Origin of the sequence: Brucella sp. RRSP16 (assembly GCF_052246815.1) — a bacterium.
Classification (GTDB): domain Bacteria; phylum Pseudomonadota; class Alphaproteobacteria; order Rhizobiales; family Rhizobiaceae; genus Brucella; species Brucella intermedia.
The window spans coordinates 17036-28542 of record NZ_JBQQAM010000003.1; the positions used below are offsets into that span (position 1 = coordinate 17036).

An 11507-nucleotide genomic window follows, 5' to 3' on the forward strand; every position below is an offset into this window, starting at 1 on the left:
TATATGGACTGTGGACAAAGATTTACTGCAGATGGGAATCTGAGAACAGATCAAGTACGCTGGTGCCAGGAGCTATACTGATGAGTGGCAACATCGAAGCTGTACGCGCACTAGGTCAAATATTGCGGCCGTCGGATGACCCGCCGCCGCTGCTGCTGCTGGGAGCCGGCGCCTCTTTTCGATCGGGCGTCCCCATGGCTGCTGAATCCGTCAAGCAGATTGCGCGCCGCGTTTACTCTGAGCAGGTCTTAAAGGGAGCGCGGCCGCCCGAGCGCGTGAGGCCGACCAAGTGGGAAGTCTGGCTGCAGTCATTTCCGTGGTTCATTCAGGGGAACGACCGCCTTGCAGAAAACTTCCCGCTGGTCGTCGAGCACCTGCTTCGACCCGCCGAATTCCGCAAACGCGTTATTCTCGACATTCTGAAGCCCGCGAACGGAATCAGCCGGGGCTACAAGGTCGTGTCGGAACTGATGATGCGCGGCCTTATCAACACGATCTTCACCACTAATTTCGACACGTGTCTGGTGGACGCATTGAAGGAGAGGCAGCCGCATATCCGGCACATACATGAAGTTAATCGCGGGCCTGGAGACTTTGCCCAGTTCAACGTCTTCAACAAGTGCCAGGTAATCTGGCTCCACGGACGCGCCGAACAGTATGCGGACAAAAACGCAACCGATGAAATCGGTTCCCTTGATCCCAAACTTACGGACCTGATCCGCCCCCTTACACATGGGGCGCCGCTGGTTGTTGTTGGGTTCCGTGGCTCCGAGCCTTCCATCATGGAAGGCGTATTCGGACAAAATACAGAGGGGCGGCTGGATTTTCCGCGGGGCGTTTACTGGTGCATTCGGCATGGTGAAACTCCGCATCCGAATGTTGAAGCTCTCGCGCGCCGGCTAGGCCCGAATTTCCGGCTGTTGCGCATCGATGGTTTTGACGAGCTTTTCGAGGAACTGGACAGGGAGGTCGCTGGCCAGGAACGGTATTCCGCCCGTCCGGAAGATGCAGCGTCAGCAGAACATCTGGCGGCATATGACGAGCGAATCGTCACGGGGGCGTCAATCGACGATCTTGATCTCGACCTTGCTCTGTCGGTCCTGCGCGAATACTGCGTGAAGCTGAAACGCGCGCCCATTACCAGTGAGTCACTCACGACCTTGATGAAAGAACAGGGCCTTGTGATCTCGGGTGATGGTGGACTCGGCATCACCGCCGGTGCGTTGCTTCTGTTTGGCAAGAATACACAGCAGTTCTTTCCGCATGCTGTCGTGGCGGTGACTGAAGCAGGGAAGAAGCGCGAAGTCTATGATGGCAACCTGATTGGTCAGCATAAGCAGTTGCTTGCCAAGATCGAGTCGGTTGACGTCAATCCTGTCCTCAAGGTGAAGAAGCAGCGGCACCACGACGAGCGGCCGGCCTATCCGCCACGCGCGCTTGTTGAGCTGTTGGTCAATATGCTGGTGCATCGGGACTATGCCATGCACGAGCCCGCTACCATCGAAATCCGGCCGGGCGCGGAGATCGTCTTCAGCAACCCCGGAGGCCTGACACAGAGGCTAGCGGGACGCTTGACTCTCGATAACGATGGCCGGTTCAACCCGACTGAAACCATCACCGATACTCGAAATCCCTCACTATGCGATGTGTTCTTCGGCCTGAGTGCAATGGAGAGAGAAGGAACCGGCCTTATTGAAGTAAAGGACCTCATGGGTGCGTCTGGCGGTGGAACGGCATTCTTTCACCGTCACGGGCGCTTTGAAGCCATTGTCGAGCGCGCGCCGAGCGCCGCGGGTTCTAACACAGTGGCGCGGTCGGATGTGCCGACCGGCATCTATATCCTGAACGTCCTTCCGTTCAGCGTTCTGCCCGAACGGGTATCGATTGTCCAGCTTCGAAAGCCATTGCGCGAACGCCCGGCCGGTTTCGATCTGTCTGAGTGTGGAACTTTTGTCGACCGCGGTACCGAGCTTTGGAGTTTTGTACCCTTGCCGCTGCTTCTGACGATTCTTGGACCGATGGCCGACGAAGTATCGAGTGCGTGGATTGCCCGTTCGGAGATTGAGGCTGACCCCGATCAGCGCCGTGTGCTGTCATGGCTTCTGCGAAAGCATTGGGAACGGTACGTCAGTGGATTTTCTGACCAAGGCCTGGTGCTTGAAGAGGGCAAGCGAAAGAACCGCGCCTACTTTCAGGGGCGCGACGGTCAAAGCAGGACCGTTGTCTGGAATAGTCCGCAGCGCCGCAATATCAAACGCGACGTTGCCAAAAAGCGCGGCGATGGCCCCAAGACATGGTTCGAGAACGAGGGATTTTCCTTCGAGATCGTAGAGCTGGACGCACAGTGGTGCGTCCGGATCAAGCCCTTCTATATGTTCACTGGCCGTAACGGCAAAACGCCGTTGCCATCCTTCACGCGCACGTCGAAGGCCACGAGCCGTATGAAATTTGACCGCAACAAGAATGTAGAGGCTGACCTTCTGTTTTGGAGCCGGCTCCTGGGCAAAGGTGGGGAAACGATAAACATTGGAAGCCGACATGTCGACGATCTGATCCTGGAATCGTCGTTCCTGACGGTAGAGGTGCCCGAGATCGGGCTAGTGTCGGATGACGGTAAAGATCAAGATCGAATGCCTGCGTGAGCCGGAGCTAATTTTTGGTGGCAACAAGCAAGGAGTGGACCCACGCCGTCTGATGGCGGCTGCCGGCCCCGTCGACACCTTGGCGATGCGGGACATACGCATCGCGCTTGTTGGTCCCCCTGAAGAAATGGCCGCCGCACGCCAATGGCTTTTGCGCTTCAATAGCATGTCGGTTGCTCGCGAACGCAACGCACGCCGGTACCGCGACTGGCCGGGAGCAGCCAAGGCGCTTGGTGTCAATTTTGTCATCGAGGACCGTTTCGTTCGCCCGCTTGATGGCGAGCGGCTCTCCCACGCGATGAGTCGTGCCTCACCAACCGAACGGTTTGAAGAGTTGCTCGATCTTTTCGATTCCAAGATTCAAACCTTTTTCGGCGACGCGCGCCCGGACTGCATCGTCGTTTGCCTACGCGAAGAACTCGCTGACTTCCGCATAAATAATCCCCGTCTTTCGATCCAAGAGCGCGCTGCTCTTGAGCGCTTGCAGCGGGAGGAGGAACAAGATCAGCTGCAGTTGTTCCAGCCTACGCCGGAAGAAGCCAAAGCGGCAGAGGACCTCAGAACCCAAGCCGAGGACCTTCTGTTCAGGACTTTCTACAGAGCCCTGAAGGCCAAGATCATGACGCATCAGAACCCGGTTCCCATTCAGGTCCTACGCCGCGACACATACATGCGTCCGGATGATGTGGGACAGAGTTTCGCGACCCGCGCCTGGAATCTCGGAACATCGCTATTGTACAAGGCAGGGCATGAGCCTTGGAGGCCAGCTGATCTACCTGCAAACACGTGCTTTATAGGCATTTCTTTTCACCATCTCAAGCGGCGCGAGGGAGATGTCGTATACGCCAGCGTGGCCCAAGCGTTCTCGAACGAGATCGAACCATTTGTGTTAAAGGGCGCTACGGTTCCCCATGAGCAGCGGCGCAACCGTCAGCCCTATCTAAGCACCGCTCAGGCCAGCGACATGATGAAGGACGTGCTAGATAAGTACGAGGCGATCGCAGGTGTTCTGCCTTCACGCGTCGTCGTTCACAAGACCAGCATGTATGAACCGGAGGAGGAAGCGGGGTTCAGGAAAGCCGCGGAGTCCCGCGTCCCTGTATGTGATCTGGTCTGGATCAGGCCGACCGCCTTCCGGCTGATCCGCAAAGGCATGCAGGAGCCTTGGCGCGGCACCCTTTGTACGGTCGGCGATGAGTCTTACCTTTATACGAGCGGCTACGTTCCCTGGTGGGACGAGTACCCTGGGCCGCATATCCCTGCGCCGCTTCAGATCGGCTCATGCGGACCCACTGACATCCGTCAACGCGCCCGCGAAATCCTTGCCCTGACCAAGATGAACTGGAATTCGAGTGAGGGCATCGGACGGCACCCCATCACCATCTCGTTCGCCCGGAAAGTGGGAATGCTGATGACCGAACTATCGGATAACCAGGCTCCTAACCCCTCATACAGATTTCACACCTAGTCTTTTTCGCAAGGAAGCCAGGTGCCTACCTTTGAAGGACGCATCAGCTATGACATGTCGGCATTGCGGTTTAGCAAGACCATCAAGGCGCATCTGATTCCGGAGCCTTCGTGTTGGAGATCAAACCCGATCGAGGAGAGTAGCATCTGATTCTCCACGAGGGGACGCGAAGCCGCAGGTCAGCAATACTGGCGTTTATGACTCTAACCTGCTGTGCGGTCCCTGCGATGGAATTTTGGGCCGCTATGAGGGTTATGCTTTCAGCCTCCTCCGGCGCTCGCGTACGATAAGGGCGGATCTGGGATCAATCGTAGATATGGGGCGGTCGACGGCGATATGATGCTGCGCTTCGCCGCCGGCGTCACTTGGAAATATACAGCGACGCAACCCCAGTTCGGACGAATCGACATCGGCTCATATGCCTCGGTGCTACAGGACGTGGCGCTCGGCAATGGGCCGATCCCCTCGACGCTCGACACCGCATTGATCCGCCTCGTCGAACTCGATGGCGACGTATATTTCTACCGTGCCCCAGTCCCTGCACGCCACAGCGGCATCAATTCGGTGCGTTTTTCCGTCGGAAGTTTCGTCGTCAATCTTAAGACCGACGAGCGGCCTAACGATAAAGTATTGCCGCCCGAATGCTGGCTCAAGGGACGCAGTGACGGCAAGTTCTTGATCGCGGATGCCGGTTTCTTCACAGAGGGAAAGCTCCATCGTAAGTTGGCAAATATGGGGCCCGCTCGGCAATTCTTCGGCACCATGATTGCACGTAAGCACGAGCGCAGCTTTCGCGAGGGAAGCTAGGCATGGCCGCTTTCTAGCGGTTTCGCTGCAAAGCTGCCGGTCAGCAATCGGCCCCATTTCAGTCGCGAAACTCTCAGGGTTTATCCAGAAATCATATCTACTAGAAATGTGCCTTGAGGGCCGCATAACGCGCCGCCCTCAAGTTAACAATCGAAGTTCTCCATTGAATTCACAGCGGAGTCAGGAGCGTTGAGGTACTGAGTTGCGCTAGATAAAATCTGAGGAGCGAAATGATTTCGAAATTAATAATCCCAGAGAGCTGGCACCCAACGATAACGATCATCTGAACCAGCTACGCGACCCACCGATGGAAACGGCATATGGGTTGAAATCAGCCAGGAACCCGTTTCAGCCAATTCCTTCATAAGTCTAAGACGCACGCGGGTTGCCTCTTCGGGATCGTGCTCAAAGCCATTGTGCCATTCAGGGTGATCGAACGAGACAGGAAATATCGCATCCCCACCGAACATTAGATGATCGGAACCTGACGATACGCGAACTACGCTATGACCAGGCGTGTGGCCGCCGGTACGCTCAGCTGTGACCCCCGGCGCTATACGACTAGTCTGCTCAAAGGTTTGCAGATGGTCGGAATAGGCCTTCAAAAAATCTTTCGATGCTTTTCGGGCAAGATCTGCAAGTGCTGGTGGCATAGCTGTCCGCGAGAAGTCTGGATCCTGCCAGAACAGCGCCTCTGCTTTTGACAGGTGAACGCGCATTTTTGGATTCAGCCTTTCCTTTACCCCGGGAACCAAGAGGCCGCCTACATGATCGAAATGCATGTGGGTGAGGACAACGTCGGTTACAGACGATAGATCAATGCCGGCGGCTTCCAGCCGCGACACAAACCGACCGCCCCGTGAAAAATCCGGATATTCTTCACCGAGCCCGCTGTCGATCAAAATTGTCTGGCTGCCGCTTTTCACAACTACGGCGTTCAGTGCCCAGTCGAATGCGTCGTGGGACAGAAAACGCTCATCCAGCCAGGCATTGAACGTTGGTCGATCCGCGTTTGTGGCCATGGACTCGGCAGGCGGTGTTACTACACCATCACTGATAATCATGACGTCAATTTCGCCAATTTCGATAGCATAGCGAGAAGGCACCCGCTCATCGCGTGCGCTGGTAGCCTTTTTGTGAAGTGTGAAATTCATAACGGTCTCCGTTGCTTTGATTTGTCGCGGAGGACTGGTTCGACACGCCGCGCTGAGTGGCTTTTGTTAAGCCGCAAGAACGAAGCTAGTTCAGCGTGAACATCAAAATCAGCTACACAGGGGTATGAAGAATGTAGCCACACGAATAGGATCGACGATGATCGCGGCTCTTCTTATTGCGCTGCCACCTTCGCCTTTTCAGTAAACGAAAGCATATTTCGGGCCGGGCTGATTGGCGTAACTATGCGTGCGCCGCGTCTTTAAGTATTGAGCGCCGAACGGACATAACGCGGCCATCCGGACCCACATCCCACCTGTACCTTGGAACTAATGCACCGCATCCTAAGTCTGATTGGCTGCCGCTTCGATGCAATTCATAGTTATCGCCAGCAGATTATGTGGCTTTCCTCTGAGCCAGATTGAATGTCGGTGTAGAAGTGCAGATAACCATCATAGAAATTTTTGAGGACATTGGCTTATAAATCCGTTTTAAAGCCAAGACTATGCCTCTGCCGTTACATCCATTTTTCTGCTTTCGGAAGTATACCATCTTTCACACCGATCAACGGTGGATTTAGTCATTAACATTTAGACGCGGGAGAGATGTATGAAGATCGTCGTCATTGGAGGCACCGGTTTGATTGGTTCCAAAACCGTCGAACGGCTCGAAGCAAAGGGCCATGAAGCAGTTGCAGCATCACCGAATTCCGGCGTCAATGCAGTCACGGGAGAGGGGCTCGACACGGCCTTCCTGGGTGCAGAGGTGGTCGTTGATCTGACGAATTCCCCGTCCTTCGAAGAGAAAGCAGCTATGGATTTCTTCGAAGCAGTTGGTCGCAATCTATTCGCTGCTGAGAAACGGTTTAACGTCCGTCATCACGTAGCATTGTCGGTAGTGGGAACTGAACGCATGCAGACGATGGGGTACTTCCGCGCCAAATTGCGACAGGAAGAGCATATTCGCGCATCGGGCGTCCCCTATACGATCGTGCGGGCTACACAATTCTTCGAATTTGTCGATGCAATTGCAGAGTCAGCGGCAACAGGAAACATGGTCAAGCTGCCAACCGGCGCTTTCCAACCGATTGCGGCCGACGATGTAGCTAATGTGATGGCCGATGCGGCCCTTTCGGCACCGTTGAATGGCGTCGTTCAAATCGCAGGTCCTGACCGTGGACCAATGTACAAATTCGTAGAGCGCTATTTCAGCGCTACAGGCGATAAAAGAACGGTTAATGCCGATCCAAACGCCCGCTATTTCGACGTTGCAATCGATGATCATACGCTGGTGCCTGATGGCAGCGCCCGCTTGGGCAACATCCGTTTTGATGAGTGGATCAAAACAAATGCTCCCCGGAAGCAATAAAGGTTCCGGATTTCCACTGCATATTATGAACGACAAGTACCTGATCGGGAGATTGATTATGGTCAAGATTTTTCCATACGCGGCGGCGTTCTTATTCGCTTCGGCGGTCGCGGTATTCGCACATGATAGCAAGGATGATAAGGTAACAGTCGTCTACGACCAGCCTCTTCCAAACGTTCCGGGTAAAAGTATCAAAGGCATACTCGTGGAATACGCGCCAGGGGGTAGCTCGCCCGCTCATACCCATGCAAAGTCGGCGTTTATTTACGCGACCGTATTGGAGGGAGCGATCACCAGCCAGGTTAATGGCGGCCCTGTAGTGGTGTACCATGCAGGAGATAATTTTTCAGAATTTCCGGGCGATCATCACGCGGTAAGCGAAAATGCAAGCAAGACGGAGCCCGCCCGGCTCCTTGCAGTCTTCGTCGTAGATACAAACGAGACCGAGCTGACTACCTATGAGGAGTGATCGCTTATAGCAGCATCACGCGTCAATCGGGCGGGGTAGCCGCCTGCTTGTGGACGTCAGGCCGATCAATGGATCGCACAGTTCCAGGGAGTGCGGTTCCTTGGGGCCTGTCTCCAGAATATCGTAATTATGGAAAGAGGACGTCGTGCGAATTGAGCAAATTTCTCCCATTACGTTAGCGCGCCTCAGTGTGATTGACATCGACGCGACGTTGGAAAGTGCGGCCATTGCGTTGTCTCACCCCGGCATCGGATTGCTCATCGTGAGCAACAAAGCAGGTACTGCAACAGGGGTCTTAACTAAAACAGACCTTATACGGCATATCTCTGATCGCAACCGTCCCGCGACCGTCGGAACATTGATGAGCCGCAACATAATTGCGTGCGATCCTGCTGATGACTTGCAAGCCGCTTGGCAGGTCATGGTCAATAACCGGCTGCAGAACATGCCGGTTATCGGGGCCGAGGCGAAACCATTGGGGGTTCTTGATATTCGTGACGCGCTCAAGGTTCTCTTCGAGCAGGAGCGGATCCAGGAACATATCCTTACCGACTACATAGCCGGAATTGGCTACTGAGGTGACGCTCGAGCTTTTCCCCGGTGTGGTTCGCTTGTCGAACAAAGCCGAATTTACAGGATAATACGTCGATGCGCCTAAGTTGGGGTGAATTCGTAACTGCTCCGCTGTTATGGCTGGCAGTTATCGGCATTGTTGGAATGATTGTCTGGAAACTCATCGGACCGAGGCGCTCAAATCTGCGTTTGGTTGTGCAAATCGCGTTCTTTGCTGCGATGACGTCTGTCATCATAATTGGAGATGTTCCGCTGAGCCGATCAGAAGATGTGGGCTTTAATAGTGCCAGTACAATACTGATAGCATTCGCTCAAATTCTTTGGTGGCTTCATCTATCTTGGGCTGTGATCGGATTTGTTCGTATTTTTCTTGTCCTTGAGGGGAGGCCACGTGAGGCTCGACTCCTTCAGGACATCGTTGTTGGAGCCGTCTATACATTTGCTAGTCTGTCTTCGCTTGCATTCGTATTTGGAGTTCCGGTGGGAACTTTGATCGCCACGTCTGGTGTGATAGCGATAGCATTCGGGCTTGCACTGCAAAACACGCTTGGCGATGTATTTTCAGGTATCGCACTGACGCTGGGACGTGCATTTACACTCGGTGACTGGATACGTCTTAGCGATGGAGTTGAGGGGCGCGTTATTGCCAGTACCTGGCGCTCGACACAAATACTTACGGTCGCCCATAACGTTGTTGTATTGCCAAACAGTGCTCTGGCAAAACTGGGACTAACAAATCTCAGTCGACCCAGTGAAGCACATCTTCTTCAGTTGAATTTAAGGATCAAGCCCACACGGCTTGCCTCTACTATTGAGGATGTACTGAACACGGCGCTTTGTGGATGCAATTTCATCATCAAAGATCCTCAGCCGGCTGTTGCTCTTAGAGGAGTTGATGCTACAGCAGTCGATGTCGATCTCTTCTTCAGGGTCAAAGATCCTTCGAACATTATCAAGGCACGTAACGAGGTAATTGATCTAATCATGCGTCATTGCAAAGCTGCTGGATTGGTATTTGCGCCAGCGTCATCGGTGATCGTAACCAATGAAGCCTCATCGAGTGTCGAGAACGAGGAATCGATCGATGCCCGACTGCATATAACGGTTAAGCAGAGTCCGATCCTCGCAGAACTCCCAGAAGAAGATAAGGAAAGATTGGTTAAGGCCGGGGCAATCAAACATTATCGTGCGGGCGATAAGATCGTCATGCAGGGGGAAGAACTTTCATCTGTCATAATAATTTGCGCGGGTGTCGTTGGGGTACTGCGAAACGATGAAGACCTGTGGAGATTATCGCCGGGCGATTTCTTTGGAAGAATAGAATTGCAAGAAAATGATCGGATCGATTTCACTATACGCGCTCTGACGTCTGTAACGGTTTTCGAGGTCGATCGGGCTCATATCGAAAGGATATTCGCATCAAAACCTTCTGTCGCGCGGGAGATCGCGTCTAAACTATCGCGGCAGACAAGTTCAAACAGGCAATCCTCCTTGGCGGAGAAAAATAACGATGATAATCCACACTCAGTATTGAAGGCAATTCGCACGATCTTCACCCATTGAATACGTGTTCTGTAACCTATTCCCAGGGACAGTGTGCCTGTCGGGAACTTCCAGATATAGTGGCTGAGATAAAGCGAAAACCGAGAAACCAGTGGATCTCTGTGCAGCCGCCATATATTCGCTAATTCTTCATCCAACGTTCAGAGGACGCGATGCTCAACCAAGTGGATGTAGGACAAGGCCAGCGATCGCGCTCCTTGCTCGAATTGTGCGCAGTGTTGGCTGGCGTGATTGTTTACACGTCCGCCAATGGTTTCATGACTGGCGGTCTCAGTGTCGCTGGGCGCCAACTGGGCTTGGGAGAGGTTCAGGTCGGACTTATACTTGGCAGCGGCGCTTTGATAGGCGTTATCGCTGCACCGGTGTGGGGTTTTGTCACCGATGTGTGGAACAGGCGCAGGTTGCTGCTGTTGGCCGTATCGATGGTCACCGTCGGGCCCGCGGCAATGGCGGTCATCACCGGAAAACTGGTTTCACTTCTTCCACTTGTGGCCGGAGGCGCCTTGGCGGCAGCGCGTTTAACCCAAGCCGTGTTCGGCGCAGCACTAATACCGGCGGGACAGGCATATATGGCCAAGCTCACCCATTCGTCCCGACGGGTTAGCGGGATGGGCATCCTGAGCGCAGCCATCAGTTCCGGCACGTTGCTTGGTTCCCTGTTGCTGTGGCTGACCGGGCAATTCAGCGTCGCATCAGGGTTTGCAATAATTGCGCTGCTGGGAGTAATGGCTTGCGCCGCTATTGCGGCGTTCACCTCAAAAGAGGTCTTTCACCACGAGCCAAGCAGCCGCGCATTTACCCCGCCATATCGGAAACTGTGGCGTTATTTTGCCATGACGCTGATCGGCTTTACTTGCTACACGACCGTCCCGCCGATCTTTGCCGTACGATTAATGGACCGGCACGGTATGGATGCCGCCATGGCGGTAACACAGACGGGGCTTGTGCTGACTATCGGTGTCTTCGCCGTTTGCTTGTCGCAGGTGTTTATTGCTATCAAGCCTAAGTGGAGCCCCGCCGCGATGCTGCGTTGGGGAAGCGTGGGAATCTTTGTCGGTCTTTTGTTTCTTCTGCAGGCTGAGAGCCTAGTTGGGATGTGCCTGGCAATGGGCCTGATAGGCTTCGCAGTGGGCTTTCTGGCGCCCGCTATACTGGGCGCGATAAGCCTCATCAGTGGCGATGGGGACCAGGGCAAGATAGGCGGCTTGAACATGGCTGCCCGTGGTCTCGGTTCAGCGATCGGCCCGGTCCTTGGCACGATGCTGTACCAGCAAAGCCCCGATGCTCCGATCTTCGGTTCGCTAGTGCTTATTATCGGTGTCTTTTCACTTACATTCTTCTCGAGCGCCGAGAATGAAAACGGAGATATGCTTCCAGTTGATATTTCATCCGGGAAGAATAAATGATAACCCCAGTATTATGATCAGATAGATCCCAGATCGCAAAAGTTGACTGATAATAAGAA

The 11507-nt window shown here is 54.1% G+C and carries 9 protein-coding genes; 8 read left to right on the forward strand and 1 reads right to left on the reverse strand.

The window, feature by feature from the left end; all coding sequences use genetic code 11:
• The first annotated feature begins 80 nt into the window (after positions 1 to 80).
• The 3 genes from ACS5UA_RS05645 (at position 81) to ACS5UA_RS05655 (ending at position 4917) form a co-directional block, all read left to right on the forward strand.
• Positions 81 to 2642, forward strand: a complete 2562-nt coding sequence (locus ACS5UA_RS05645) for an SIR2 family protein (RefSeq protein ID WP_443101225.1) — start codon at positions 81 to 83, stop codon at positions 2640 to 2642.
• Positions 2608 to 4110, forward strand: coding sequence for a hypothetical protein (locus tag ACS5UA_RS05650; protein ID WP_112700892.1), 1503 nt, complete (start codon positions 2608 to 2610; stop codon positions 4108 to 4110). Before ACS5UA_RS05645 ends, ACS5UA_RS05650 begins: the two co-directional genes overlap by 35 nt.
• Positions 4111 to 4449: 339 nt before the next feature.
• Positions 4450 to 4917, forward strand: coding sequence for a hypothetical protein (locus ACS5UA_RS05655; RefSeq protein ID WP_112700891.1), 468 nt, complete (start codon positions 4450 to 4452; stop codon positions 4915 to 4917).
• 242 nt (positions 4918 to 5159) lie between these two features.
• Here the strand turns inward: ACS5UA_RS05655 and ACS5UA_RS05660 are convergent, their stop codons facing one another.
• Entirely contained in the window at positions 5160 to 6071 is a 912-nt protein-coding gene (locus tag ACS5UA_RS05660) for an MBL fold metallo-hydrolase (RefSeq protein ID WP_112700890.1), read from the reverse strand.
• 607 nt (positions 6072 to 6678) lie between these two features.
• Between ACS5UA_RS05660 and ACS5UA_RS05665 the strand changes: the two genes are divergently transcribed.
• From ACS5UA_RS05665 to ACS5UA_RS05685, 5 genes are all read left to right on the forward strand, one after another.
• Positions 6679 to 7437, forward strand: a complete 759-nt coding sequence (locus tag ACS5UA_RS05665) for an SDR family oxidoreductase (protein WP_112700889.1) — start codon at positions 6679 to 6681, stop codon at positions 7435 to 7437.
• Between the two features lie 58 nt (positions 7438 to 7495).
• Positions 7496 to 7906: a cupin domain-containing protein gene (locus ACS5UA_RS05670; protein ID WP_036564925.1), complete on the forward strand. Its 411-nt coding sequence runs from the start codon at positions 7496 to 7498 to the stop codon at positions 7904 to 7906.
• A gap of 145 nt (positions 7907 to 8051) precedes the next feature.
• Positions 8052 to 8483 (forward strand): CBS domain-containing protein, encoded by a 432-nt coding sequence (locus tag ACS5UA_RS05675; RefSeq protein ID WP_112700888.1) that lies wholly within the window; start codon positions 8052 to 8054, stop codon positions 8481 to 8483.
• A gap of 71 nt (positions 8484 to 8554) precedes the next feature.
• Entirely contained in the window at positions 8555 to 10042 is a 1488-nt protein-coding gene (locus ACS5UA_RS05680; RefSeq protein WP_443101226.1) for a mechanosensitive ion channel family protein, read from the forward strand.
• 152 nt (positions 10043 to 10194) lie between these two features.
• On the forward strand, positions 10195 to 11448 hold the full coding sequence (locus tag ACS5UA_RS05685; protein ID WP_112700886.1) for an MFS transporter: 1254 nt from the start codon (positions 10195 to 10197) through the stop codon (positions 11446 to 11448).
• The last annotated feature ends 59 nt before the right edge of the window (positions 11449 to 11507 follow it).

What these genes read in the sequence shown, in the direction of transcription:
- ACS5UA_RS05645 (WP_443101225.1), top strand. Translation starts at nt 81, where the DNA reads ATGAGTGGCAACATCGAAGCTGTACGCGCACTAGGTCAAATATTGCGG.
- ACS5UA_RS05650 (WP_112700892.1), top strand. Translation starts at nt 2,608, where the DNA reads ATGACGGTAAAGATCAAGATCGAATGCCTGCGTGAGCCGGAGCTAATT.
- ACS5UA_RS05655 (WP_112700891.1), top strand. Translation starts at nt 4,450, where the DNA reads ATGCTGCGCTTCGCCGCCGGCGTCACTTGGAAATATACAGCGACGCAA.
- ACS5UA_RS05660 (WP_112700890.1), bottom strand. Translation starts at nt 6,071, where the DNA reads ATGAATTTCACACTTCACAAAAAGGCTACCAGCGCACGCGATGAGCGG.
- ACS5UA_RS05665 (WP_112700889.1), top strand. Translation starts at nt 6,679, where the DNA reads ATGAAGATCGTCGTCATTGGAGGCACCGGTTTGATTGGTTCCAAAACC.
- ACS5UA_RS05670 (WP_036564925.1), top strand. Translation starts at nt 7,496, where the DNA reads ATGGTCAAGATTTTTCCATACGCGGCGGCGTTCTTATTCGCTTCGGCG.
- ACS5UA_RS05680 (WP_443101226.1), top strand. Translation starts at nt 8,555, where the DNA reads ATGCGCCTAAGTTGGGGTGAATTCGTAACTGCTCCGCTGTTATGGCTG.
- ACS5UA_RS05685 (WP_112700886.1), top strand. Translation starts at nt 10,195, where the DNA reads ATGCTCAACCAAGTGGATGTAGGACAAGGCCAGCGATCGCGCTCCTTG.